Raw genomic sequence first — 23,942 nt, 5'->3', positions numbered from 1 at the left:
GGAAAACGGGGGCTGCTCAGAACGCTTTCAACGCCGTGACCGCGTCCGGCGCGAGGGATGTGGTGAGGGTGCCGCCCGCGGCGAGGGGGCTGCGGGACCACCACTCACCCGAGGCCGCTGGGAGTTCCGGCCCGCCGACCACCAGGTCCGTGGCCAGCACCCGGCGGCTCGCGAGCACCGCCAGGCTCGCGTCCAGCACCGAGCCGACCGAGAACGTCTGACGCAGCACGGGCACCGCGCCCCGGGTGACCGACAACGACGTCGTCAGCGCACCCGGCCGCTCCCCGGCCCGCCCCAGCACCAGCACTTCCCGCGTGTGCAGGTACGCGTCGGCCGCGAGGGAAGCCCGGAAGACGGCGGCGTGCCGGGCCCGAGCCGTGACCACGGTCGGTTCGGGCAAGTATTCCAGCGACCCACCTTCGGCCACCTCTACGTCCACTGTGGACAATGAGGGTTCGCCGTGCGGACCGGGCAGCGCAAGGGTCGCCGCCACGCCGGACAGCCGCAGCGAAGCGCCCGGGCCCACGCGGATCGTGAGCAGCAAGTCGTCGCCGCCCAACGGTGAGGTCGCCGAGTTGACCAGGTGCACCACCGCCGTCGCCCCGCGGCCCCGGCGCGGGAACAACGTCAACGGCGCCATCGAACGCAGCTCCCGCAACACCGTCCGCGAACCGTCGAAGCACGCCGTGAGCCGGGCGTGGGCCTTCACAGCAGGGAACGGACCCAGTCAGCCACCGCCGGTGCGTCCGGGGTGTCCACAAGCGACTGCGTGAGCACCGGCAACGAGCCCCGCATCCGGTGCGCGTCCGACGTCATCACCGCCATGTCCGCGCCGACCAGGTGCGCGATGTCGATCTTGTTGATCACCAGCAGGTCGGCCGTCGTGACGCCGGGGCCGCCCTTGCGCGGCACCTTGTCGCCGCCCGCGACGTCCACCACGAAGATCTGGCTGTCGGCCAGCCCGCGGCTGAACACCGCCGTCAGGTTGTCGCCGCCGCTCTCGATGATCACCAGGTCCAGGCCGGGGAACTTCTCCTCCAGCCGCTCGACCGCGTCGAGGTTCGCCGTGATGTCGTCGCGGATCGCCGTGTGCGGGCACGCTCCCGTTTGGACCGCTTCGATCCGCGCCGGGTCCAGAACTCCCGCGCGACGCAGGAAGTCGGCGTCCTCGGTCGTGTAGATGTCGTTCGTGACGACGGCGAGGTTGATCTCGTCGCCCAACGCCCGGCACAGGGCGGCGGTCAGCGCCGTCTTGCCGGAGCCGACCGGGCCGCCGATGCCGATCCGGTACGCGCGGCCCGCCGTCGGCGCCGCGTCGTAGTGGTCGGGCTCGGTGGCCGTCGGGTCGAAGTTGACCTCGTGGAAATGTCCGTGACCGTGCTCAGCTGGCAAAGAGACGCACCTCTTCCTCGTGATGCCGGGCGTGCGCCTCGGCGAACAGGTCCAACGCGGGTGACCCGGGCGACGGCAGCGACGCCGGGTCATCCCCCGCCACGGCCGCCGCGTCCGAACAAACCGCGGCAAGGTCCAGCCGCGCCACGACGGCGTTGACCGCAAAGGGATCCAGACCCAGCAGCCGAATCGCGGCACTCGCCGGACCGCTCACCGACAGGTACGCGACCGCCATCGCGGCGTCGTGCGGCGAACCACCCGCGACGCCGACCAGCGCACCCAGCACGATCGGGTGGTGCGGCCTCGGGGTCTCGGCCAGCAACGCGTCGAGCACCGGTGACGGCCACGCGATCCGCCCGGCCCGCGCGGTCCCGCGGCCTTGTGCCCGGGATGCCTCGCGCTGGGCGAGCGACGGCGTCCGCGCGTCCAGTTCGGCATCCAACCGAGCCCAGTGTCCACTCACGACCGAACGTGCGGCGGCATGCGCCGAGGCGGCAGCGAAAACGGCGGCCAGGTAACCCGTCGTCCGCAACCGTCCGGAAAGGAACCCCGGCAGATCGCGCACGGACGTCACCAGCTTCCGCGCGACGACCTCCTCGAGCCCGCCACTGTGGACGTGCCCGCCGCCGGGGAAGCGTGAGTCCGCGAGGATCAGCGCCGAAAGGTCCATCAGAAGAGGAAGTACCGTTGCGCCATCGGCAGCTCCGTCACCGGCTGCGGCTCGATCAGCTCGCCGTCGACGTGCACGGCGAAGCTGTCCGGCTCGACCCGGACGTCCGGCGTCGCGTCGTTGAGCACCATGTCCGCCTTGGTCCGCGCCCGCATGTTCGACACCGCGACCAGCGGCCGCGTGATGCCGAACGTCTCGCGCAGGCCACTGTCCAAAGCGGACGGCGCGACGAAGTGCAGGCTCAACGCGGCCCCGATGTTCGCCCCGAACATGGGTCGTGCCATGACCGGCTGCGGCGTGGGGATGGACGCGTTCGCGTCGCCCATCGCCGCCCACGCCGGGAAGCCGCCCTTGAGCACCACGTGCGGGCGGACGCCGAAGAACTTCGGCTCCCACAGCACGAGGTCCGCGAGCTTGCCGATCTCGACCGAGCCGATCTCGGTCTCCATGCCGTGCGCGATGGCCGGGTTGATCGTGTACTTGGCGACGTAACGCCGGGCGCGCAGGTTGTCGGCCGCGCCGTCGCCGGGCAGCGCGCCGCGACGGCGTTTCATCACGTGCGCCGTCTGCCACGTCCGGATGATCACCTCGCCGATCCGGCCCATCGCCTGCGAGTCGGAGCTCATCATCGAGATGGCACCCATGTCGTGCAGGACGTCCTCGGCGGCGATCGTCGACGGCCGGATCCGGCTCTCCGCGAACGCGAGGTCCTCGGGCACCGACGGGTTCAGGTGGTGGCAGACGACCAGCATGTCGAGGTGCTCGTCGAGCGTGTTGGCCGTGTGCGGGCGGGTCGGGTTGGTCGACGACGGCAGCACGTTCGGCAGCGAGACGACCCGGATGATGTCCGGCGCGTGCCCGCCGCCCGCGCCTTCGGTGTGGTACGCGTTGATCGAGCGGCCGCCAATGGCGTCCACAGTGGACTCCAGGAACCCGGCCTCGTTCAGCGTGTCCGTGTGGATCGCCACCTGGACCCCGGCTTCGTCGGCGACGGTGAGGCACGCGTCGATCGCCGCGGGCGTCGTCCCCCAGTCCTCGTGCAGCTTGAAGCCGCCCGCGCCCGCCGCGAGCTGCTCACGCAGCGCCTCGTGCCGGACGGTGTTCCCCTTGCCCAGCAACAGGACGTTGACCGGGTAACCGTCCATGGCGGACAGCATCCGGCCGAGGTTCCATGCGCCGGGGGTGACGGTCGTGGCCTTCGTGCCTTCGCTGGGCCCGGTGCCGCCACCGACCAACGTCGTCAGCCCGGACGCCAAGGCCGTGTCGACGAGCTGCGGGCAGATGAAGTGCACGTGGCAGTCGATGCCGCCCGCGGTGAGGATCTTCCCGTTGCCGGACAGCACTTCCGTCGCCGGGCCGATCACCAGGGCCGGGTCGACGCCGTCCATCGTGTCCGGGTTACCCGCCTTGCCGATGCCGACGATGCGGCCGTCGCGCACGCCGACGTCGGCCTTCACCACGCCCCAGTGGTCGAGGATCACCGCGCCGGTGATGACGAGGTCGGGCGCGCCCTCGGCGCGCGTCGCGGTGCCCTGGCCCATCGACTCGCGGATGACCTTGCCGCCGCCGAAGAGCACCTCGTCGCCGGAGCCGCCGGGCCCCATCGAACGGTCCTCGGTGACCTCGATCAGCAGGTCGGTGTCGGCGAGCCGGATCCGGTCGCCGGTGGTCGGGCCGAACAGCTCGGCGTAGCGCTCGCGGTCGATCTGCGGCATCTAGAACTCCCCCGCGAACTCGGACCGCAGGCCGGGGACGCGACGCCCTCCGGCCAACGGCACCAGGTCGACTTCGCGCTCGACGCCGGGCTCGAACCGCACCGACGTCCCCGCCGGGATGTCGAGCCGGTGGCCGCGCGCGGCGTCGCGGTCGAACTCGAGGCCCGGGTTGACGGCGGCGAAGTGGTAGTGCGAGCCGACCTGCACCGGCCGGTCGCCGAGGTTGCGGACCAGCAGCCGGACCCGCTCGCGGCCGGGGTTCAGCTCCACCGGCTCGGCACCGGGGATGATCTCGCCTGGATGCATTCAGCTACCCCTCACACGATCGGGTCGTGCACCGTGACGAGCTTCGTCCCGTCCGGGAAAGTGGCCTCGACCTGCACGGAGTCGACCATTTCCGGCACGCCGTCGAGCACCTGCGCCCGGGAGAGCACGGTCCGGCCGCTGGCCACCAGCTCGCTGACCGTGCGGCCGTCGCGGGCGCCTTCCAGGACGTGGTCGGTGATCAGCGCGACGGCTTCCGGGTAGTTCAGCCGGACGCCGCGGTCCAGCCGCTTGCGCGCGACGTCCGCCGCCACGTGGATGAGCAGCTTGTCGCGCTCCTGCGGACTGAGGTGCATGCGCTAGGTCTATCACCCGCGACGCGGCATCGCCCGGTTCGGAAACACAGGATTTACCTGGGCTTCGTCACACTCCGTGCTGAAAATTCTCCCGTCCGGCGGCCCAGGTGACTGAATCGTTCTCGTAATCGTGACCGAAACCACCGCATCTTTCGATTGCCAGTGGCCGGTCAAGAGAGCAAGGTCTATCCATCCGTGCGATGTGGCGCGCGTTCAGTGCGCTCTGTCACCCGCGCGACCAGCACCAACCAGCCGGGGAAAAAGCGCACCGAAAGGTTTCGCGAAACAGTGACTACCTCCACGATCAGCAAGCCACAGCCGTCCGGCCAACCCGACGACGGCTTCCGACCGGGCCTGGAGGGCGTCGTCGCCTTCCACACCGAAATCGCCGAACCCGACCGGGACGGCGGTGCGCTGCGCTACCGCGGCGTCGACATCGAGGACCTCGCCGGCAAGGTGACCTTCGGCGACGTCTGGGGCCTTCTCGTGGACGGCCGCTTCGGCCACGGCCTCCCGCCCGCCGAGCCGTTCCCGCTGCCGGTGCACACCGGCGACGTCCGGGTCGACGTCCAGGCCGCGCTGGCCATGCTGGCCCCGATCTGGGGTTACCGCCCGCTGCTCGACATCACCGACGAGGAGGCCCGCGAACAGCTGGCCCGCGCCTCGGTGATGGCCCTGTCCTACGTCGCGCAGTCGGCTCGCGGCATCGGCCAGCCCGCCGTGCCGCAGACCCGCGTCGACGAGGCCCACTCGATCACCGAGCGGTTCCTGATCCGCTGGCGCGGCGAGCCGGACCCGGCCCACGTCAAGGCACTCGACGCCTACTGGGTGTCCGCCGCCGAGCACGGCCTCAACGCCTCGACGTTCACCGCCCGCGTCATCGCTTCGACCGGCGCGGACGTCGCCGCCTCGATGTCGGGCGCGATCGGCGCGATGTCCGGCCCGCTGCACGGTGGCGCGCCGGCCCGCGTGCTGCCGATGATCGAAGAGGTCGAGCGCACCGGTGACCCGGCGGGCCTGGTCAAGGGCATCCTCGACCGCAAGGAACGTCTGATGGGCTTCGGCCACCGCGTCTACCGCGCCGAGGACCCGCGGGCCCGCGTGCTGCGCCGTACCTGCCAGGAGCTGGGCGCGACCCGCTACGAGGCGGCCGCCGCGCTGGAGCAGGCGGCGCTGACGGAGCTGCGCGAGCGGCGCCCGGACCACCCGATCGAGACGAACGTCGAGTTCTGGGCCGCGGTCATCCTGGACTTCGCCCAGGTCCCGCCGCACATGATGCCCGCGATGTTCAGCTCGGCCCGCACCGCCGGCTGGGCCGCGCACATCCTGGAGCAGAAGCGGACCGGACGCCTGGTGCGGCCGTCGGCCAAGTACGTCGGCCCGGCGCCCCGCAGCCCCGAGGACGTCGAGGGCTGGGAACTGGTCACCAAGCACTGACGCTTACGGCCGGACCGGCACTTTCACGTGAAAGTGCCGGTCTTGTCGTGCTTCGCGGTGGCGCCCAGCATCGCGGTGAGCTGGTCGACCAGCCAGGTGTCCAGGTCTTCGCGGGGCACCGAACGTTCCTGGAGCCAGCTCAGCAGGGCGCCTTCGACGACTGCCGTCCAGCAGCGCAACGTGAGTGAGAGCAAGGGCGAGGGGTCTGTGACGCCGAGGGCGTCCAAGATCAGGGCCACCGCGCGGTTGCGGACCTCGTCGATCGCCGCGTCCGTTTCGGACGTCGCGATCACCGAACCGCTGCGCAGCAACGCGATGTAGCCCGCGCGGTAGTGGTCGGCGACGTCGATCAAGCCCCGGACCGCCGCGCGCAGCCGCACCTCCGGCGGGCCCTCCTCCAGTCCCGCCAGCCCGTCGATGAGCCCGACGGTGACCGTGCGCAGCGCCTCGACCTGCAGCTCGCGCAGGCTGGAGAAGTACCGGTAGAACAACGGCCGCGACACCTCGGCGCGCGCCACGATGTCGTCCACCGTGACCAGCTCCGGCGCCCGCGAGCCGAAGAGGTCGAGCGCGGCGCGGATCAGGTCGTCGCGGCGGGCCTGCGGCGACATCCGCCGCGGTCGGCTCACGGCGTCAAGTCCAGCTTCGCCGCCGCACGCAGCAGCCCCGGCGTCAGTCGAGAAAGGACCAACGCGGCCTTCGCCTCCGGAGTGGACGGTGCGATCGCGATGTCCTTCTCGACCGCGCGCAGGATGTCCTTCGCGACGCCTTCCGGCCCGAAACCCCTTCGCGCGTAAAGCTTCGAACTCGACTGCTGACGTCGCCGTTGCTCCTCTTCGGACACTCCGACGAACGTGGTCGTGTTCGTGATGTTCGTCTTCACGATGCCCGGGCACACCGCCGTGACGCCGATGTGGTGCGCGGCCAGTTCGGCGCGCAGGCCGACGCTCAACGTCAGCACAGCCGACTTCGTCGTCGCGTAGGCGGTGAGAATCTTCGACGGCAGGTACGCCGCCGCCGAGGCGAGGTTGACTATGTGGCCGCCTTCCGCGCGCTCGGCGAGCATCGGCGCGAACGCGCGGCAGCCGTGGATCACACCCCAGAGGTTGACGTCGATGACGCGTTCCCAGTCCTCGACGGACGTGTCCAGGAACGGCCCGGACATCCCGATGCCCGCGTTGTTCACCACGATGTCCGGGACGCCGTGGTCCACGCGGACCCGCTCGGCGAAGCGGTGCACGGCCAGGCCGTCCGAGGAGTCCACTGTGTACTCGGCGAGGCCGTGGTCTCCCAGCAGCTTCAAGGTTTCCGCGGCCGACGCCTGGTCGACGTCGGTGATGACGACGTCGGCGCCCCGCTCGGCGAACGCGAGCGCGGTCGCCCGGCCGATGCCGCTGCCCGCGCCGGTGACGACGACCAGCTTGTGCTCGAACGGCCCGGCCCCGACGCGTGCCCGCCGCAGCCCGCGGCTCTCGACGCCCGTTTCCGCGTACTCGATCAGCTCGGCGGCGGCCGCGGCGACCACCTCCGGCTTGGCGCGGGTGATCCAGTGCGTCCCGACGACCCGGCGGATCCGCAGGTCGGGCACCCAGCGCGTGACCTCGGTCTGCAGCGGCGTGGTGACGTAGGCGTCGCCGGTCGGCGCCAGCACCTGCACCGGGACGTCCGCGGGCCGCGGCGCGGGCCGCGAAAGCCGGGTGAACATGTTGGCGCGGTACAGCTCGAGACCGTGCAGGCCGTCGGACTTCTCCGGCGGGGCCGCGTCCGGTTCCATCCGCTGGATCTGCTTGCCCAGCAAGCCGGTGCGCCACAGCAGGTCCGGGATCAGCGGGATCTGGAACGCCAGGATGTACCACGAGTGCAGGAACTGGCTCAGCGCGTTCTTGAGCCGCTTCGGCGTCGGCCGGGTCAGCTGGGCGCGGAACCACGCGCCGGCGTGGTCGAGGCTCGGCCCCGACAGCGACGTGTAGGACGCGATCCGCCCGCGCAGCCCGTCGCCGGTGACGGCGTGCCAGGTCTGGATGGAACCCCAGTCGTGCGCGACCAGGTGCACCTTGCCGGTCGGCTGCACCGCCTCGACGACCGCGCGCAGGTCGTCGGCCAGCTGGTCCAGCCGGTAGGACGCGCGTCCCGACGGCTTGTCCGACTGTCCGGCCCCGCGCACGTCGTAGGTGACGACCCGGTGTTTCACGCCCAGCGAGGCGGCTACCCCGCCCCACATCGAGCTGTTGTCCGGGTAGCCGTGCACGAGCACGACCGTGGGTCCGTCTTCCCGGCCGTCGATGGTGACGGAGAGGCGGACACCGTCGCTGGCGGTCACCCACTTGTGAGACATTCTGTCATGTTAGACAACTTGTCAACAGTGGCGTTCACCCGTGCGGCGGCTGACCGTGGGCGGCCGTTCATGCATCGGGCGCGTTTTCCCTTGTATGACAGCGTTTTCGTGGTTCCACGGGAAACAACCGGACGACCCTGTCCACTGAACGGTGGACAGCCGGATTCAACTGGGCGTTGGTCGGATCCGGCGGCCCGAGCCGCCAGGCTTGAGCCATGACCACAGCAGTCAGCGTGCGCGGCTTGCGCAAGCAGTACCCCGGGCACCTCGCGGTGGCCGGGCTGGACCTGGACATCGCCCGGGGTGAGGTGTTCTCCCTGCTCGGCCCGAACGGCGCGGGCAAGACCACGACCGTCGAGATCCTCGAGGGCCACCGGCAGCGGACGGCGGGCGAGGTCAGCGTGCTCGGCGAGGACCCGGGCAAAGCCGGGCGCGTTTGGCGGTCGCGTCTCGGCATCGTCCTGCAGACGGCGACCGACGCCGCCGAGCTGAGCGTCGCCGAGACCGTGCGGCACTTCGCGAAGTACTACCCGGACCCGCGCGACCCCGACGAGGTGATCGAGAAGGTCGGGCTGACCGCGAAGGCCAAGGCCCGGGTCAAGTCGCTCTCGGGCGGGCAGCGGCGCCGGGTCGACGTCGCCCTCGGTATCATCGGGCGGCCCGAGCTGCTCTTCCTCGACGAGCCGACCACCGGCTTCGACCCCGAGGCGCGGCGGCAGTTCTGGACGCTGATCAGCGACCTCGCCGCCGAGGGCACCACGATCCTGCTGACCACCCACTACCTCGACGAGGCTGAAGCGCTCGCCGACCGCGTCGCGGTGATCGCGCGCGGCGAGATCGTCGCGCAGGACACACCGCAGAACCTCGGCGGCCGGGCTGCCGCCGAGGCCACCGTGCGGTGGTTCGACGAACGCGGCGAGCACGTCGAGCGCACGGCGTACCCGACCAAGCTCGTCACCGAGCTTCTCGGCTGGGGGTCGAGAGCTCGCCGGGCTGACGGTGACCCGGCCGAGCCTGGAGGACATCTACCTGGACCTGATCGGAGACAAGGCATGACCACCCTGACGTTGCCCGGCCCGCTCTCGCTCGGCTTGGCCCGCGGCGGCACCGAGCTGCGGCAGTTCTTCCGGCACAAGGAACAGGTGGTCTTCACCTTCTCCCTGCCCGCCGTGCTGATGATCCTGCTCGGGTCCATCCTGGACGGCCCGACCGCGCTCGAGGGCGTCACGTCGGGGCAGCTGCTGGCGGCCGGGATGATCGGCTCCGGCATCGTCTCGACGTCGTTCAACAGCATCGCGACCGGCGTCTCCGCCGACCGGGAAACCGGGGCGCTGAAACGGCTTCGCGGCACGCCGATGCCGTCGTCGGCCTACTTCGTCGGCAAGATGGTGCTGGTCGCGGTGTCCAGCCTGGCCCAGACCGTGCTGATGGCCGCCGTCGCCGTGCTGCTGTTCGGCTTGGAGCTGCCGACCGACCCGGCGAAGTGGCTGACGCTGCTCTGGGTGTTCGCGCTGGGCATCGTCTCGTGCACGCTGCTCGGCATCGCGATCAGCTCGCTCGCGAAGTCGACCAACGGCGCGGTCGCCATCGTCCAGATGCTGTACCTGGTGCTGCAGTTCATCTCCGGGGTGTTCGTCTCGCCGATCACGAACCTGCCGAAAGTTATGGTGGACATCGCGTCGTTCTTCCCGCTGAAGTGGATCTGCCAGGGCTTCCGGTCGGTGTTCCTGCCGGACGGCGCGGTGAGGATGGAGATGGCTGGGTCATGGGAGCTTCCCCGGGTGGCACTGGTGCTGGCGATCTGGTGCGTGGTGGGCGCAGTGCTGGCGCGGCTGACGTTCCGGTGGACCGACGCGAAGTGAGGGACGCCTGGGACCGGTTCAACTGGCTCTGGGAAGTCCTCTTCGCGGTGGCGTACCTGGCCACGACCGCCCTGGTGGTGCTGGACGAAGGCGATCCGGTGCGCACGGCGGTCGCGGTCGGGGCGCTCACCGCGCTCGCGCTGACCTACCTGCTCTGGGGCCGCGGGGTCGTCCGCGACGACGGGCACCTGGGACAGCGCTGGGTACTGGCCGTCCTGGTACTGACGTTGCTCGCGGTCGCGATGTTCGCGAACACGACGTCCAGCTTCATCCTGTTCATGGTGTGCCCGCTGCTGTTCTCGACGCTCGAGTTCCGCCCGGCCGCGGTGCTGACGACGGCGGCGATCCTGCTGAGCCCGCTGTCGTCGGTGGTCAACGACGGCTTGCGTGGCCCGGCGCTGAAGATCCTGCTGCCGATGACCGCGATCCTGGTCGTGTTCGGGGTGCTGTCGGGGAAGTTCATCAAGCACGTCATCGACGAAAGCCGGGCCCGGGCCGACCTGATCGCGCAACTCGAGGAGAGCCAGGCCGAGGTCGCCCGGCTCTCCCGCGAGGCGGGCACCGCCGCCGAACGCGAACGGCTCGCGCGCGAAATCCACGACACGCTCGCGCAGGGCTTCACCAGCATCGTCACCCTCGCCCAGGCCATCGAGTCCGAAGTGGACACCGACCCGGCGGCGGCGCGGCGGCACGCCGGGCTGGCCGCCCGCACCGCCCGCGACAACCTCACCGAGGCCCGCGCGATGGTCGCCGCGCTGGCCCCGGCGGACCTGACGGCCGGGTCGCTCGTCGACGCCGTCCGCCGCCAGGCCGACCGGCTCGCCGACGAAACCGGGCTCGCGGTGAAGTACGAAGTGGACGGTCCGCTACCCGCACTGGGCATGGCGAGCGAGGTGGTGCTGCTGCGCGGCGCGCAGGAGGCGCTGAACAACATCCGGCGGCACGCGGCCGCGTCGACGGTGTCGGTGCGGCTGTCCGTTGTGGACGACGCCGTCCGGCTGTCCGTGCGCGACGACGGCGCGGGCTTCGACCCGGACCACGCCGACGGGTTCGGCCTGCGCGGCATGCGGTCCCGCGCCGAGCAGGTCGGTGGCAGACTGAGCGTCCGGAGTGGCCCCAGCGGCACCGAACTCACCCTGGAGGTGCCCGCTTGATCCGCATCATGCTCGTCGACGACCACCCCGTCGTCCGCGAGGGACTCCGCGGCATGCTCGAAGCCGAACCCGACCTCACCGTGGTCGGCGAAGCGGGCTCCGGCGACGAAGCCGTCGCGCTCGACCGCGTCGCCGAACCCGACGTCGTGCTGATGGACCTGCGGATGCCCGGCCTCGACGGCGTCGGCGCCACCAAGCGGATCCTGCGCGCGCAGCCGTCACGGCGGATCGTCGTGCTCACGACGTACGAGACCGACGCCGACATCCTGCGCGCGGTCGAGGCGGGCGCGTCCGGCTACCTGCTGAAGGACGCGTCCCGCACCGAGCTGGCGAACGCGATCCGCGCGGCGGCCCGCGGCGAGACGGTGCTGGCGCCCTCGGTCGCCGGGAAGCTCGTCAACCGCGTGCGCAACCCGGAGCCGCAGCCGCTGTCGGCGCGCGAGGTCGAGGTGCTGCGGTTGGTCGCGAAGGGCGGCACGAACGCCGACATCGGCCGGGCCCTGCACATCAGCGAGGCCACGGTGAAGACGCACCTGCTGCGCGTGTTCGGCAAGCTCGGCGTCTCGGACCGCACGGCCGCGGTGACCACGGCGATGGCCCGGAACCTGCTGGGCTGACGCGCGCGCGGCAGAATGCGTCCATGCTTGAGTCGACCGAACACGCCCTGCTCCGCCGGATCGCCCACGAGCAGGCCACCTGCCGGGCTCCTTCGCTGGTCGCCGCCGTCGTGCGCGACGGGGAGATCGTCTGGTCCGGCGGCCGCGGGCGGGTCGGCGGCGAGCGGCCCGGCACCGACACGCAGTACCGGCTGGGCTCGATCACCAAGACCCTCGTCGCCACCGCCGTCATGCGGCTGCGCGACGAAGGCCTGCTCGACCTCAACGACCCGCTGGAGAAGCACGTCCCGGGCACGCCGTTCGGCGCCGCCACCGTCGCCCAGCTGCTGTCCCACACCTCCGGCCTGACGTCGGAGTCGCCGGGCCTGTGGTGGGAACGCACCCCCGGCGCCGACTGGGACGCGCTCGTCGGCAGCCTCGCCGAGGGCGCGACCAAGCACCGGCCGGGCGCGAAGTTCCACTACTCGAACGTCGGCTACGGCGTGCTCGGCGAGCTCGTCGCGCGTCACCGCGGCAAGGGCTGGCTGTCGGTGCTCGACGAGGAGATCCTCGGCCCGCTCGGGATGACCCGCACGACGCCGCACCCGGTCGGCGCGCACGCGGAGGGCTTCGCGGTGCACCCGTTCGCCGACGTCCTCCTGCCCGAGCCGCACCCCGACGCGGGCGCGATGGCCCCGGCCGGGCAGCTCTGGTCCACGGCGACGGACCTCGGCCGCTGGACGGCGTTCCTCGGCGGCCACGGCGGCGGCGTCCTCGCCCCGGAGACCATCGAGCAGATGCGGACGATGGTGACCGTCGACGACACCGACGTCTGGTCGACCGGCTTCGGCCTCGGCCTGATGCTCGTGCGCTACCGCGGGCGGCGGCTGGCCGGGCACACCGGCTCGATGCCCGGCTTCCTCGCCGTCACGCTGGTCGACCCGGCCGCGCAGACCGGGGCGCTGGTGCTCACCAACTCGACGTCCGGGGTCGGCATCACCCAGCTCTGCCTCGACCTGATCACGACGACCGACGAGCTCGAGCCGCGGCTGCCCGCCGAGTGGGAGCCGTCGCCGACCGACCCGGAGCTGCTGGCGCTGACCGGGCTCTGGCACTGGGGCCCGACGCCGTACCACCTGCGCGTCCAGGGCGACGGGCTGCTCCTGCTGGCGCCGGTCGAGGGCGCCGGGCGCAGCTCGCGCTTCCGCGCCACCGGCAAGGACACCTACCTCGGGCTCGACGGCTACTACTCCGGCGAGACGCTCGAAGTGGGCCGCAACGCCGAGGGCGTCGCCACCCACCTCGACCTCGCGACGTTCATCTTCACCCGCACGCCGTACGACCCGGCCGCGCCGGTGCCGGGCGGCGTCGAAGGCTGGCGGTGATCCAGCGGGCCCCGCTCACACCCCCAGGGTGGTGAGCGGGGCCCTCAGGCCTGTGCGTGCGTGCCGGCCGCCTGGGCGACGGCGGCGGCGAAGCGGTGGGCGAGGCGCTTGCCCTCGCCCCAGTCGAAGATGCCCATCTTGAGGCTGGTCAGGATGGTGAGCGTGGAGCCGCCGGCGGCGGGCGCGACCGTCGCGGTGATCTCCTGGCCCCAGCTCAGGAAGCTCATCCCGGTCCGGCAGGACACGAAACCGCGCATCGGGTCGTAGTACGGGCCCTGCCCGCCGATCGCCGCGACCCCGGCGGGGAGGGCGTTCCACAACGCCTGGGGCGGTGCCGGGAAGCTCTGCTGCACAGTCGTCACGGGGGCAACCTACCGCTCACCGGGAGCGGCGGTAACCGTGTTTTTACCCCCACGCCGGCGCCGTCCGATGCGCCCGACGACGTAGCTGTCGCCGTCCGGGAGACCCACGACGAGGTCCACCGAAGGCCAGCCCGCCAGCCAGAGCCGTCGCCGGTCCGCCAGCTCGGCGGCGACGTCACCGCGGGCAGGTGGAACGTGATCCGCTCGTCCCCCGGCAGCACCGCCCAGCCGTCGACCGGCTCGCCGGGACGCACGTCGAACGCCGCGGCCGCGACCGGCGTCCAGGTGCCGCTCGCCAGGCACCGGGCCGGGACGGCGACCTCGCCCCGCCGCCCCGCGAAGCCCAGCACGACCAGCAGGGCCGGGACCGGCACGAGCCACGGCAGCCACCCGCCGTCGAGCACGATGGCCGCGACCTCGGCCGTGACGGCGAGGAGGACGACGAGCCAGAGGGCCGCGGTCCAGGCCGCCAGGCGCCGCCGCGCCGTGGAGACGCGGCTCGGCCGGACGCGCTCCGGCCGTTCCACCCCGGTCACCCACCGCGGCAGCCGCGGGACGAAGACCAGGACCAGCGTCGCCGCGAACCCGACCGGCAGGCCGATGGCCGTGGTGTCCGTCCAGCCCTCGGTGAGGAGGTGGACCGCGGCCACCACCGCGAACCAGGCGAAAAAGTACCAACGCGGCCTCATCGATTCCACATGTCGGACACCGGCGCACCTGTGTTACCTGCTGGATCCCGACCTGAGAGACTGGCCACATGACCGACGCTGAGTTGACCATCCCCGCAGACCTCAAGCCGGCCGACGGCCGCTTCGGCTGCGGACCGTCGAAGGTCCGCGCCGAGCAGCTGAGCGCACTGGCGGAGTCCGGCTCCACCTACCTCGGCACGTCGCACCGGCAGAAGCCGGTCAAGTCCCTCGTCGGACGCGTCCGGGCGGGTCTGTCCGAGCTGTTCTCCCTGCCCGAGGGCTACGAGGTGATCCTCGGCAACGGCGGCACCACGGCGTTCTGGGACGCCGCCGCCTTCGGCCTCGTCCGCGAGCGCGCGCAGCACTTCACCTACGGCGAGTTCTCCTCCAAGTTCGCCACCGTGACCAAGGGCGCGCCGTTCCTCGCCGACCCGATCGTCGTCAAGGCCGAGCCGGGCAGCGCGCCGGACATCGCCTACGAAAACGGTGCGGACCTCGTCGGCTGGGCGCACAACGAGACGTCCACCGGGGTGGCCGTGCCGGTCCGCCGCCCCGAGGGCAGCGACGGCGCGCTCGTCGCGATCGACGCCACCTCCGGCGCCGGCGGTCTCCCGGTCAAGGCCGAGGACTTCGACGTCTACTACTTCGCGCCGCAGAAGTCGTTCGCCGCGGACGGCGGCCTCTGGATCGCCCTGGCCTCCCCGGCCGCCGTCGAGCGCATCGGCGAGATCGGCGGGAGCGACCGCTGGATCCCCGAGTTCCTGTCGCTGACCACGGCGCTGGACAACTCCCGCAAGGACCAGACGTACAACACGCCGGCCGTGGCCACGCTGTTCCTGCTCGCCGAGCAGATCGAGTGGATGAACGGCCAGGGCGGCCTCGAGTGGACGACCTCGCGCACGAAGGATTCGTCGTCGCGGCTGTACGAATGGGCCGAGAAGACGAGCTACACGACGCCGTTCGTGAAGGACCCGGACCTGCGTTCGCAGGTCGTCGGCACGGTCGACTTCAGCGACGACGTCGACGCCGCCGCGGTGGCGAAGGTGCTGCGCGCCAACGGGATCGTCGACACCGAGCCGTACCGCAAGCTGGGCCGCAACCAGTTGCGCGTCGGCCTGTTCCCGGCCATCGACCCGGACGACGTCTCGAAGCTGACGCAGGCCATCGAGTACGTGGTCGAGCGCCTCAGCTGACCTGACGCGAGCTGAAGGGGACTTTCCTGGCATCTGATGCGAGGAAAGTCCCCTTCAGCGCATCTGACGCACTGAACGTCCCCTTCAGCCGCGGGGCGGCGAACGTGGCCAGGACCAGCAGGAGCAGGCCGAAGAGTTCGTAGGACTCCGTCGCCAGCCACCAGCCGACCGAGGGCGCCGGGCGCGGGGCGAACCACATCGGACCGACGATGAACAACGTCAGCCCGGCCACGACGACCGCGGCCGCCACCCACCGGATCGCCCGGCCGAAGCGCCACGCGTACCACCCGGCGAGGACGAGGATCGGCACGCACCACGTCCAGTGGTGGGTCCACGAGATCGGCGACACGAGCAGGCCGCCGAGCGCACAGGCGGTCAGCCCGAGCACCGGCTCGGCGCGCGCGACGATCACCCCGACCAGGGCCATCACCACCAGCGCGGCCAGTACCCAGGCGAACTCCGGCCAGCCCGCGCGCACGGTCAGGCCGTGCAGCGACTGGTTGCCGACGTAGTCGACGCCGCCGATGCGGCCCGCGTCGAACACGAGCTTCGTCCAGTACGTGAAGGACGCCGACGGCCGGATCAGCCACAGCAGTGCCCCGGCCGCGACGAACCCGAGCACGACCCGCGCGGCCGAGCGGAAGTCCCGGCGGAACAGGAAGTACACGACGAACACGGCGGGGGTCAGCTTGATCGCCGCGGCCACGCCGATGAGCAGGCCTTTCGTCCGCTTCCGGTCACCGGGCAGCAGGACGTCGAGCACGACCAGGACCATGAGCAGCGCGTTGATCTGCCCGAATCCGAGCGTCGAGCGCACCGGCTCCAGCAGGGCCCCGGCGAGCTGCGCGCCGATGGCGACCAGCGCGGCCACCGCGCGGCCGTTGACCTTCGAGGAGTCGGTGAGGGAGCCGTTGAGCGTCGCGACGAAGAGGTACGCGACGACGCCGGTCGAGACGATCGAGGCGATGCTGAGCAGCTTCATCGTCACGGCGAACGGCAGCAGCGTGCCGGGCAGGAACACGGCCGCGGCGAACGGCGTGTAGGTGAACGGCAGCAGGATCTGGTGGCTGGTGGGCACCCACGCGTCGTAGGGCGAGCCCTGCTCGGCCAGCGCTTTGGCCCCGCCGAGGTAGACCTCCAGGTCCAAGCCGTCGAAGCGTTTCAGCAGGAGCACCAGCACGACGGCGGCGACCTCGAGCACCGCGAGTGAAAATGCGACTCTCCGCCCGGACCACCCAGCAAGCCCCACGCATCCCCCTCAGCCCGGACTTCGACCGGCCGAGATTACCGGGCGCTCAGCGGCCGCCGTGCACCGGCAAGCGCATTGACCTGGCATTCGGCAGGTTCACCTCGGCTCGACGTCGGCTGGCGTCCGGTCGGGGTGGCCCGGCCGACCCGAACCGCGGCAGGCGGCCCCCGCCCGACTCACGCCGCTGCGACACGCCGGGTGGCGGGCCCCCGACCGCCCCGCCACCCGGCCGCCCCTCAGGCCAGGGCCTGCGTCGGGGCCAGCCGCGCCGCTCGCATCGCCGGGTAGGCCCCCGCCACCGCCCCGACCAGCGCCGCTACGCCCACCCCGCCCGCCAGCGCGCCCACCGGCAGCACCGCCGGCCAGCCCTGGCTGAGCGCGTACCCCGCCGTCACCAGGACCCCGGCCAGCACCCCCGCCAGCCCGCCGAGGCCCGACAACAGCACCGACTCCGCCAGGAACTGCCCGCGGACCTGCCGTTTCGTCGCCCCGAGCGCGCGGCGCAAGCCGATCTCGCGTCGCCGCTCCAGCACCGAGATCACCATCGTGTTCGCCACCCCGACCCCGCCGACGAGCAGTGCCACGCCGCCGAGCCCGAGGAACAGCGCGCTGTACGTCGTGTCCGTCAGCTTCTGCGCCGCCAGCGCGTCCGACGGACGTCGTACCTCGACCTCGTTCGGCGCCTGCGGGTTCAGCGTCGCCGCCAGCACCGAACGTACTCCGTCCACTTGGGACTCTTCCGCTCGAACGTACACAGTGGACGGATGGCCGTCGAAACCCAGCAAGCGCTCAGCGACGTCCCAGCCGACCAACGCCGAGCGCTCGATCTCCGGCGCCAGGGGCATCGGGGCGAGGATCCCGACCACCGTGAACCACTGCGTCCCGATCAGCACCTGCGGTGGCCGCGCCGGGTCGAGGTGGTCGATGCCGAGGCGGGCCGCCGCCTGGGAGCCGAGCACCGTCACCGGGTAGTTCTGGTTGCCCGCCGCCAGGAACGCGCCCGCGCGCACCTTTCCGCCCAGCACGCCCAGCAGGTCAGGGCGCGCCGCGTACACCGCCAGCCCGGACGTGTCGTCCGCCGCGATCTTGTCGCTGCGCCGCACGCTCGCCGACGTCGTCCCCGTGCCCGCCGCCGCCTGGACCGGCCCGATCCTCCGCGCCATCGCCACCGCGTCGTCCGGCAGCGTCGCGTTTTCCCCGAACAACGTCTGCCCCGGCCCGGCAGTGAGCAGGTTGGTGCCGAGCGCGGCCAGCCGGTCGTGCAGGGCCTGCGCGCCCGACGCCGGGATCGCCAGCACCGCGACCATCGCCGCGACGCCGATCGCGATGCCCAGTGCGGACAGCACCGCGCGCACCGGCCGCGTCCGCATGCCGTGCGCCCCGAGCGCGACGACGTCCGGCGGCTTCAGCCGGGCCGGTTCCGGCAGCAGCACCGCGGTCATCGCGCCACCGCCAACCCCGTGTCGAGGCGCAGGTGACCGTCGAGCAGCTCGATCCGGCGCGGCATGCCCGCCGCGATCTCGCGGTCGTGGGTGATCACGACGATCGTGGTGCCGTCCGCGGACAGCTCGCCGAGCAACGACAACACGGACGCGCCGGTGCCGGTGTCGAGGTTGCCGGTCGGCTCGTCGGCCAGCAGGATCGACGGCTCGTTGACCACGGCCCGCGCGATCGCGACGCGCTGGCGTTCCCCGCCGGACAGCTCGCCGGGCCGGTGCCACGCCCGGTGCCCCAGCTTGACGCGGTCGAGCGCGGCCAGCGCCCGCTCGCGCCGCCGTCGCCGCGGCACCCCGGCGTAGAGCAGGCCGGTGCACACGTTGTCCACCGCGCTCATCCCTTCGTCGAGGAAGAACTGCTGGAACACGAATCCGATCCAGCGCGACCGCAGCGCGGAGACCTTGCGGTCCGGCAGCGTCGCGACGTCGTGGCCGTGCAGCTCGATCCGCCCCGAAGACGGCCGGTCGAGCGTGCCCATCAGGTGCAGCAGGGTCGACTTCCCGGAACCGGACGGCCCGACGATCGCCACCATCTCGCCGTCGTCGAGAGCGAGCGAGACGCCGTCGAGCGCGGCGACCCCGCCGGGGTAGGTGCGCGTGACCTCGTGGACGCGCAGCACGGGCGTCACGACGTCGTCACCACCCGCATGCCCGCGCTCAGGCCGGTCCCGGTGACCTCCACCTTGCCGCCGCTGAACAGTCCGGTTTGGACACCGATGAGCCGTCGCTGGCCGTTCTCGTCGACCTCGACCGCGTAGCCGCCTTCGGCGAGCGCGAGCAGCGCGCCGACCGGGACCGCGAGCACGTCTTTGTGGACGTCCTTGGTGAACCGGACGGTCGCCGGCGCCGAGTCGAGGGAACCGGCGACGGCCGGGTCGTCGAGCCGGACGGTCACGGTGATCTTCGGCTTGCCGTCGTCCTGGCCGGCGGCGTCCTTGCCCTCGACGGCGGTCCGGCCGACGTCGGTGATCGTGCCCTGCGTCGTCTTCCCGTTGATCGTCACCGACGCCTTTTCGCCCTGCTGGGCCAGGTCCTGCTTGGCCGCGTCGAGCTTGACCTGCACCGAACGCACGGTCCCGGTCGTCTTGAGCACCTCGCCCTGCGCCGGCGCGCCCGGCTTGGCCGACACCGCCGACACGCGGACCTCGCCGGGCGCGAGCACGACGTCGCCCTGGCCGAACGCGCCGGTCTGCTCGAGCCCCAGCGACTTCTGCCACTTCTTCAGCGCGGCCGCCGTCGCCGAGGTGAACTTCTTGTCCGGCGTGCCGAAGCCGCCGAACCCGCACGCCTTGAGGTTCTCCTCCAGCTGCTTGACGTCGGCGCCGTCGTCCGCGCCGGTGGCGAGGTCGCGGTAGAACGGCAGCGTGCCGTAGAACAGCGGCACCGGCTTGGCGTCCACGCCGTACACCGGCTTGCAGCGGGTGAGGGTGGCCCCGGCCGCGGGCAGCGAGGTGATCGTGCCGGGCTTGCGGCCTTGGACGGTCTCCTCGTCGCCGTAGCCGAGCGTGCCGTCGGCCTCCTCTTCCTCGCTCAGGTCGGTCTTGACGACCTCCGCCGTCTCGACCGGCGGTGGCGCGGCCTCCTTCACGGGGGTCGCCGAAGACACCCGGGTCAGGATCACGACGGAGCCGGTGCCCAGCACCACGACGACGACCGCCGCCGCGATGAACCAGCGCGTCCGGCCGCGACGGCGTGGCTTCAGATGCGTCACTTCGGTCACTTCGCCGCCTCGGAGCGCACGGACATGCCCATGCCGCACGCCTTCGCGGCCTCTTCGAACTTCTTCGGGTCGTCACCCGGCCCGCCGATCCGCACCGTGCCCTTGCCGGACGGATCCGGGTCCGGCATGTCGATGCCGTGCTCCCGCATGCACTTGGCCTGCCGGCGCATCTTGTCGAGCTCCTCGGCGCTCGGCGGCTTCATCTCGCCGCCGTTGGGCATGAGGTGCTTGCACGCGTTCTGCGCGGCCTCGAGCTTCCCGCTGTCCTTCGCGTCTCCGCCCAGCGTGATCGCCATGCCCTTGCCGTCCCCGGCCGGTTTCGGGTCGGGCATGTCGATGCCGTGCTCACGCATGCACTTGGCGAAGTCGCGCATCTTGTCCTCGTCGCTCTTGCCGCTGGTGTCGGCCGCCGTGGCGCCACCCGTCTGGGGCGGTGTCGAGATCGACGCGACCTTCGATCCCTCGTCGGCCTTCGCGCCGCAGCCCCCGAGCAGCAGCGCCGCTCCGAGCACCGCGACGAAGATCCGTGTTCGCATGGCTCGCTCCTTTCGTCCTCCGCCAGGCTCGCGGCCGGGGCATTCGGGCGCGCTAAGCGACGTCGCTTATGCGGTCCTTATGGCCCTCCTGCGCAGACTGGGCGGGTGCGCGTGCTGGTGGTGGAGGACGAGCGGCTGCTGGCCGACTCGGTCGCGGAGGGGCTGCGGCGGTTTTCGATGGCCGTCGACGTCTGCTACGACGGCGAACAAGCGCTGGAACGCGTCGGCGTCCACGGCTACGACGTCGTGGTCCTGGACCGCGACCTGCCGAAGGTGCACGGCGACGACGTCTGCGCCGCGGTGGTCGGGGCGGGTGGCGAGGCGCGGGTGCTGATGCTGACCGCGGCCGCCGACGTCACCGACCGCGTCGCCGGGCTGGGCCTCGGCGCCGACGACTACCTGACGAAGCCGTTCGCGTTCGCCGAGCTGGTCGCCCGGGTGCAGGCGCTGTCGCGGCGCGCGCGGCCGGCGTTGCCGCCGGTGCTGGAGCGCGACGGCGTCGTGCTCGACCTGCCGCGCCACCAGGCCGCCCGCGACGGCCGGTTCCTGCTGCTCTCACCGAAGGAGTTCGCCGTGCTCGAAGTGCTCATGCGGGCCGAGGGCGCGGTGGTCAGCGCCGAGGAGCTGCTGGAAAAGGCGTGGGACGAGCACGCGGACCCGTTCACCAACGCCGTGCGCGTCGCGGTGATGACGTTGCGGCGCAAGCTGGGCGACCCGCCGGTGATCGAGACCGTGCCCGGCGCGGGTTACCGGTTCGGCACGCCGTGACCGGCCTGTCCGTCCGGACGAAGCTCACGGCCTGGTACGGCGGGCTGTTCCTGCTCGCCGGGCTGGTCCTCGTCGTCCTCAACTACCTGCTGGTGCAGAGCGAGCTGCCGGACCCGGCCCGGGTCGCCTCGACGACGATCAGCTCGGTCGACAAGATCTACGGCGTCGAGGGCGCCACGGTCGCGGGATCCCCGGGCGTCGCGGTGAAGCTGCTCAGCGGATCACTGGACGAGTACCGCTCCTCGACACTGTCCACATTGGTCGTCGGCTCGGCGATCGCGCTGGTCGCGACGGCGGCGCTGGCCGTGCTGTTCGGCTGGCTGATGGCCGGGCGGGCGCTGCGGCCGCTGCACGACATCACCTCGACCGCGCGCCGGCTGGAGGCGGGCAAGCTCGACCGCCGGATCAACCTCGACGGCCCGCCCGACGAGCTGAAGGAGCTGGCCGACACCTTCGACGGCATGCTCGACCGGCTCGCGGAGTCGTTCGACAGCCAGAAGCGGTTCGTCGCGAACGCGTCCCACGAGCTGCGGACGCCGCTGGCGGTACAGCGGACGCTGATCGAGGTCGCGATGGCCGACCCCGAAGTGACGCCGGACCTGCGGAAACTCGGTACGCACCTGCTGCACACCAACGAGCGCAGCGAGCGGATGATCGAGGGCCTGCTGGTCCTCGCCCGCAGCGACCGGGGCCTGCACGCGCGCACGCCGGTCCGGCTGGACGAGGTGGCGGCCGCGGTGGTCCGGGCGACCGCGGCTTCGGCGAAGGCGGCCGGGGTGACGGTCGAGACCCGCCTGCGGCCGCGCGTGGTGGCGGGCGACCCGGTGCTGCTGGAGCGGCTGGTGACGAACCTGGTGGTCAACGCGATCACGTACAACGCCTCGGGCGGCTGGGTGTACGTCGAGGTCCGCGGGGACCCGGCGCTGGAGGTGCGGAACTCGGGGCCGGTGGTGCCACCCGAGGCGGTGCCGACGTTGTTCGAGCCGTTCCGCCGGGTCGGCTCGGAGCGAACCGGCGACACGCGCAACGCGGGGCTGGGGTTGTCGATCGTCCGCTCGGTGGCCTCGGCGCACGGCGGCGTCGCCGAGGCCCAGCCCGGGCGGCGTGGCGGGCTCACCGTGACGGTCCGGTTGCCGCCGTCCTGACCGACCTCGCCCCCTGGGCTGAAGGGGACGTTCATGGCATCTGACGCGCTGAAGGGGACCTTCCTCTCATCACATGCGAGGAAAGGACCCTTCAGCCCACCCGCGCCCCGGTCCGGCTGCCGCCTGCTTGATCCACTCGATCGTGACTTTGCGTGGTCGGCGTGTCACCCGGCGGCCGCTGACCTGGGTGGCCGATGATGGGGACGTCGCGAAGTGAACAGTGGGCAGTTCGGTGCGGACTCGGCGCGCCTCGCACGTCAAGCCGACGCGCCGTTCTAACGTGGGCACCCACAACGGTGAAGCATCGGGGAAGGCGAACAATGCGCACGCTGCGGGTGGTCGGGTTGCACGAGGACGGTAAGTCCATCGTGTGCGAAGACCCGGCGAGCCGTACGCGTTTCCTCCTCCCGGCCGATGAGAGACTGCGCGCGGCGGCGCGGGGAGACATCACCCGCCTCGGCCAGATCGAAATCGAGTTGGAGAGCCAGATGCGGCCACGCGAGATCCAGGCGCGAATCCGCGCCGGCGAGTCAGTCGAGCAGGTCGCGAGCAGCGCCGGCGTCTCGGTGCAGCGCGTCGAGCGCTTCGCCTACCCCGTGCTGCTCGAGCGGTCGCGCACCGCGGAGCTGGCGCAGAGCGCCCACCCGGTCCGCGAGGACGGCCCCGACGTGCAGACGCTCGGCGAGGTCGTCGCGTACGGCTTCGGCGTCCGCGGTCACGACTACTCCCAGGCCACCTGGGACTCCTGGAAGGGCGACGACGGCCGCTGGGTCGTCGTGCTGCAGTGGAAGGCCGGGCGGTCGGACAACCGCGCGCACTGGGCGTTCTCGCCGGGGGCGCACGGCGGCACGGTCGTGGCGCTGGACGAGAACGCCGAGGTCCTGCTGGACCCGAACGCGTACCGGGCCCCGCGCACGGTCCGCGCCCTCGACCCGAAGCGCGACGCGGAGTTCCAGCCGACGCTCGACTCGGTCGCCCCGGAGCACGCGGAACTGCCGTCGGCCGAGCCGGACCCGGACGACGACACCCGCGAGATCCCCCGCGTCCCGGCGGAGCCGGAAGAAGACACCGCGGCCGAGCAGCCGCGGCCGAAGGCCAAGAAGAACCACCCGATCGTGCCGTCCTGGGAGGACGTGCTCCTCGGGGTCCGCTCGCAGCGCGGCTGAGCCTCAAGCGCCCCAAGGCGGCCTTGGTTGCGTCTCACGCACCGAAGGCCGCCTTGGGTGCGCCTGACGCACCGAAGGCCACATTGGGGCGCTAGTCCACCAGCGCCGCGAGCGTCTTCGGCGCCACCTGGCGGTAGGCCTCGCGCACGATCCGGCCGACCTCCGCCCAGTCGACGTCGACGTCCAGGCGCACGCCCAGCCAGCCGCGGTGGCCGACGTACGGCGGCCGGAAGAACCGCTCCGGCTCGGTGCGCACCAGCTCCTCCTGCGCCCCCGGCGGCGCCGGGCACCAGAACGCCAGCCTGCCGTCGCCGTGGTGGTCGTCGGCGAACATCACGAACGTCTTCTTGCCGCGCACGAACCACGCCGGCGAGCCGTGGCTGAGCCGCTCGGTCGCCTCGGGCAGGGCCAGGCACACCTTCCGCAACGCGTCGAGCTGCTCCATCCGCCCA

Annotated in this window: 25 protein-coding genes and 1 pseudogene; 10 read left to right on the top strand and 16 right to left on the bottom strand. The window is 71.9% G+C overall.

Features of this window, described 5'->3' with window-relative positions; translation table 11 throughout:
* Positions 1 to 16: 16 nt before the first annotated feature.
* Genes QP939_RS18720 through QP939_RS18695 form a run of 6 tightly spaced genes read right to left on the bottom strand, consistent with a single transcriptional unit; the run spans position 17 to position 4,397 of the window.
* Entirely contained in the window at positions 17 to 709 is a 693-nt protein-coding gene (locus tag QP939_RS18720) for an urease accessory protein UreD (RefSeq protein ID WP_285458067.1), read from the bottom strand.
* The gene (ureG, locus tag QP939_RS18715; protein WP_285458066.1) at positions 706 to 1,392 is read right to left on the bottom strand and encodes an urease accessory protein UreG; all 687 of its coding nucleotides are present in this window, start codon (positions 1,390 to 1,392) and stop codon (positions 706 to 708) included. The genes QP939_RS18720 and ureG overlap by 4 nt, the downstream gene beginning before the upstream one ends.
* A complete protein-coding gene (locus QP939_RS18710; RefSeq protein ID WP_285458065.1) occupies positions 1,382 to 2,062 on the bottom strand; it encodes an urease accessory protein UreF in 681 nt (226 codons plus the stop codon). The genes ureG and QP939_RS18710 overlap by 11 nt, the downstream gene beginning before the upstream one ends.
* Positions 2,062 to 3,777 (bottom strand): urease subunit alpha, encoded by a 1,716-nt coding sequence (locus tag QP939_RS18705; RefSeq protein WP_285458063.1) that lies wholly within the window; start codon positions 3,775 to 3,777, stop codon positions 2,062 to 2,064. The genes QP939_RS18710 and QP939_RS18705 overlap by 1 nt, the downstream gene beginning before the upstream one ends.
* Entirely contained in the window at positions 3,778 to 4,083 is a 306-nt protein-coding gene (locus tag QP939_RS18700; protein ID WP_285458062.1) for an urease subunit beta, read from the bottom strand. It lies immediately after the preceding gene.
* An 11-nt stretch (positions 4,084 to 4,094) separates the two neighbouring features.
* Positions 4,095 to 4,397 (bottom strand): urease subunit gamma, encoded by a 303-nt coding sequence (locus tag QP939_RS18695; protein WP_020641633.1) that lies wholly within the window; start codon positions 4,395 to 4,397, stop codon positions 4,095 to 4,097.
* A 288-nt stretch (positions 4,398 to 4,685) separates the two neighbouring features.
* Here QP939_RS18695 and QP939_RS18690 point away from each other — a divergent pair, with 288 nt between their 5' ends.
* Positions 4,686 to 5,834, top strand: coding sequence for a citrate synthase 2 (locus QP939_RS18690; RefSeq protein WP_285458061.1), 1,149 nt, complete (start codon positions 4,686 to 4,688; stop codon positions 5,832 to 5,834).
* Positions 5,835 to 5,857: 23 nt separating this feature from the next.
* Here QP939_RS18690 and QP939_RS18685 read toward each other — a convergent pair whose 3' ends face one another.
* Both QP939_RS18685 and QP939_RS18680 read right to left on the bottom strand, forming a co-directional pair.
* Positions 5,858 to 6,445, bottom strand: a complete 588-nt coding sequence (locus QP939_RS18685; protein ID WP_285459784.1) for a TetR/AcrR family transcriptional regulator — start codon at positions 6,443 to 6,445, stop codon at positions 5,858 to 5,860.
* Between the two features lie 14 nt (positions 6,446 to 6,459).
* A complete protein-coding gene (locus QP939_RS18680) occupies positions 6,460 to 8,154 on the bottom strand; it encodes an SDR family oxidoreductase (protein WP_285459783.1) in 1,695 nt (564 codons plus the stop codon).
* Between the two features lie 230 nt (positions 8,155 to 8,384).
* On the opposite strand from QP939_RS18680, the pseudogene QP939_RS18675 reads away from it, so the two are divergent.
* From QP939_RS18675 to QP939_RS18655, 5 genes and pseudogenes are all read left to right on the top strand, one after another.
* Positions 8,385 to 9,225, top strand: a pseudogene (locus QP939_RS18675) (ABC transporter ATP-binding protein).
* Positions 9,222 to 10,031, top strand: a complete 810-nt coding sequence (locus tag QP939_RS18670) for an ABC transporter permease (RefSeq protein ID WP_285458059.1) — start codon at positions 9,222 to 9,224, stop codon at positions 10,029 to 10,031. The pseudogene QP939_RS18675 and the gene QP939_RS18670 overlap by 4 nt, the downstream one beginning before the upstream one ends.
* A complete protein-coding gene (locus QP939_RS18665) occupies positions 10,028 to 11,185 on the top strand; it encodes a sensor histidine kinase (protein ID WP_285458057.1) in 1,158 nt (385 codons plus the stop codon). Before QP939_RS18670 ends, QP939_RS18665 begins: the two co-directional genes overlap by 4 nt.
* Positions 11,182 to 11,802, top strand: a complete 621-nt coding sequence (locus QP939_RS18660) for a response regulator (RefSeq protein ID WP_285458056.1) — start codon at positions 11,182 to 11,184, stop codon at positions 11,800 to 11,802. Before QP939_RS18665 ends, QP939_RS18660 begins: the two co-directional genes overlap by 4 nt.
* A 23-nt stretch (positions 11,803 to 11,825) precedes the next feature.
* Positions 11,826 to 13,166, top strand: a complete 1,341-nt coding sequence (locus QP939_RS18655; RefSeq protein WP_285458055.1) for a serine hydrolase domain-containing protein — start codon at positions 11,826 to 11,828, stop codon at positions 13,164 to 13,166.
* Between the two features lie 44 nt (positions 13,167 to 13,210).
* On the opposite strand, the gene QP939_RS18650 is transcribed toward QP939_RS18655, so the two are convergent.
* Positions 13,211 to 13,528, bottom strand: coding sequence for a hypothetical protein (locus QP939_RS18650; RefSeq protein ID WP_285458054.1), 318 nt, complete (start codon positions 13,526 to 13,528; stop codon positions 13,211 to 13,213).
* Complete coding sequence (locus QP939_RS18645; RefSeq protein WP_285458053.1) at positions 13,525 to 14,217, bottom strand: hypothetical protein; 693 nt, start codon at positions 14,215 to 14,217, stop codon at positions 13,525 to 13,527. The genes QP939_RS18650 and QP939_RS18645 overlap by 4 nt, the downstream gene beginning before the upstream one ends.
* A gap of 68 nt (positions 14,218 to 14,285) precedes the next feature.
* On the opposite strand from QP939_RS18645, the gene serC reads away from it, so the two are divergent.
* A complete protein-coding gene (serC, locus tag QP939_RS18640; RefSeq protein WP_285458052.1) occupies positions 14,286 to 15,410 on the top strand; it encodes a phosphoserine transaminase in 1,125 nt (374 codons plus the stop codon).
* Here serC and QP939_RS18635 read toward each other — a convergent pair.
* The 5 genes from QP939_RS18635 to QP939_RS18615 form a co-directional block, all read right to left on the bottom strand.
* Positions 15,403 to 16,611, bottom strand: coding sequence for a glycosyltransferase 87 family protein (locus QP939_RS18635; protein ID WP_285458051.1), 1,209 nt, complete (start codon positions 16,609 to 16,611; stop codon positions 15,403 to 15,405). The genes serC and QP939_RS18635 overlap by 8 nt on opposite strands.
* 284 nt (positions 16,612 to 16,895) lie before the next feature.
* The gene (locus QP939_RS18630; protein ID WP_285458050.1) at positions 16,896 to 18,101 is read right to left on the bottom strand and encodes an ABC transporter permease; all 1,206 of its coding nucleotides are present in this window, start codon (positions 18,099 to 18,101) and stop codon (positions 16,896 to 16,898) included.
* A complete protein-coding gene (locus QP939_RS18625) occupies positions 18,098 to 18,784 on the bottom strand; it encodes an ABC transporter ATP-binding protein (RefSeq protein WP_285458049.1) in 687 nt (228 codons plus the stop codon). The genes QP939_RS18630 and QP939_RS18625 overlap by 4 nt, the downstream gene beginning before the upstream one ends.
* Positions 18,781 to 19,875, bottom strand: coding sequence for a peptidoglycan-binding protein (locus QP939_RS18620; RefSeq protein ID WP_285458048.1), 1,095 nt, complete (start codon positions 19,873 to 19,875; stop codon positions 18,781 to 18,783). Before QP939_RS18620 ends, QP939_RS18625 begins: the two co-directional genes overlap by 4 nt.
* Positions 19,872 to 20,411 (bottom strand): hypothetical protein, encoded by a 540-nt coding sequence (locus QP939_RS18615; RefSeq protein ID WP_285458047.1) that lies wholly within the window; start codon positions 20,409 to 20,411, stop codon positions 19,872 to 19,874. Before QP939_RS18615 ends, QP939_RS18620 begins: the two co-directional genes overlap by 4 nt.
* A 105-nt stretch (positions 20,412 to 20,516) precedes the next feature.
* On the opposite strand from QP939_RS18615, the gene QP939_RS18610 reads away from it, so the two are divergent.
* The 3 genes from QP939_RS18610 to sepH all read left to right on the top strand — a co-directional run bounded on the left by QP939_RS18610 (position 20,517) and on the right by sepH (position 23,490).
* A complete protein-coding gene (locus QP939_RS18610; protein WP_285458046.1) occupies positions 20,517 to 21,179 on the top strand; it encodes a response regulator transcription factor in 663 nt (220 codons plus the stop codon).
* Entirely contained in the window at positions 21,176 to 22,324 is a 1,149-nt protein-coding gene (locus QP939_RS18605) for a HAMP domain-containing sensor histidine kinase (protein WP_285458045.1), read from the top strand. Before QP939_RS18610 ends, QP939_RS18605 begins: the two co-directional genes overlap by 4 nt.
* Positions 22,325 to 22,644: 320 nt before the next feature.
* Positions 22,645 to 23,490, top strand: a complete 846-nt coding sequence (gene sepH / locus QP939_RS18600; protein WP_285458044.1) for a septation protein SepH — start codon at positions 22,645 to 22,647, stop codon at positions 23,488 to 23,490.
* 91 nt (positions 23,491 to 23,581) lie between these two features.
* On the opposite strand, the gene QP939_RS18595 is transcribed toward sepH, so the two are convergent.
* Complete coding sequence (locus QP939_RS18595) at positions 23,582 to 23,935, bottom strand: MmcQ/YjbR family DNA-binding protein (protein WP_285458043.1); 354 nt, start codon at positions 23,933 to 23,935, stop codon at positions 23,582 to 23,584.
* Between the last annotated feature and the right edge of the window lie 7 nt (positions 23,936 to 23,942).

It is taken from the genome of Amycolatopsis nalaikhensis, from assembly GCF_030264295.1.
Taxonomy (GTDB): Bacteria; Actinomycetota; Actinomycetes; order Mycobacteriales; family Pseudonocardiaceae; genus Amycolatopsis; species Amycolatopsis nalaikhensis.
The sequence above is the reverse complement of the archived record's forward strand: the minus strand, read 5'-3'. Positions and strand labels throughout refer to the sequence as shown.

What these genes read in the sequence shown, in the direction of transcription:
- QP939_RS18710 (WP_285458065.1), bottom strand. Translation starts at nt 2,062, where the DNA reads ATGGACCTTTCGGCGCTGATCCTCGCGGACTCACGCTTCCCCGGCGGC.
- QP939_RS18645 (WP_285458053.1), bottom strand. Translation starts at nt 14,217, where the DNA reads ATGAGGCCGCGTTGGTACTTTTTCGCCTGGTTCGCGGTGGTGGCCGCG.
- sepH (WP_285458044.1), top strand. Translation starts at nt 22,645, where the DNA reads ATGCGCACGCTGCGGGTGGTCGGGTTGCACGAGGACGGTAAGTCCATC.
- QP939_RS18595 (WP_285458043.1), bottom strand. Translation starts at nt 23,935, where the DNA reads ATGGAGCAGCTCGACGCGTTGCGGAAGGTGTGCCTGGCCCTGCCCGAG.
- QP939_RS18655 (WP_285458055.1), top strand. Translation starts at nt 11,826, where the DNA reads ATGCTTGAGTCGACCGAACACGCCCTGCTCCGCCGGATCGCCCACGAG.
- QP939_RS18670 (WP_285458059.1), top strand. Translation starts at nt 9,222, where the DNA reads ATGACCACCCTGACGTTGCCCGGCCCGCTCTCGCTCGGCTTGGCCCGC.
- QP939_RS18705 (WP_285458063.1), bottom strand. Translation starts at nt 3,777, where the DNA reads ATGCCGCAGATCGACCGCGAGCGCTACGCCGAGCTGTTCGGCCCGACC.
- serC (WP_285458052.1), top strand. Translation starts at nt 14,286, where the DNA reads ATGACCGACGCTGAGTTGACCATCCCCGCAGACCTCAAGCCGGCCGAC.
- QP939_RS18615 (WP_285458047.1), bottom strand. Translation starts at nt 20,411, where the DNA reads ATGCGAACACGGATCTTCGTCGCGGTGCTCGGAGCGGCGCTGCTGCTC.
- QP939_RS18685 (WP_285459784.1), bottom strand. Translation starts at nt 6,445, where the DNA reads ATGTCGCCGCAGGCCCGCCGCGACGACCTGATCCGCGCCGCGCTCGAC.
- QP939_RS18695 (WP_020641633.1), bottom strand. Translation starts at nt 4,397, where the DNA reads ATGCACCTCAGTCCGCAGGAGCGCGACAAGCTGCTCATCCACGTGGCG.
- QP939_RS18700 (WP_285458062.1), bottom strand. Translation starts at nt 4,083, where the DNA reads ATGCATCCAGGCGAGATCATCCCCGGTGCCGAGCCGGTGGAGCTGAAC.
- QP939_RS18630 (WP_285458050.1), bottom strand. Translation starts at nt 18,101, where the DNA reads ATGACCGCGGTGCTGCTGCCGGAACCGGCCCGGCTGAAGCCGCCGGAC.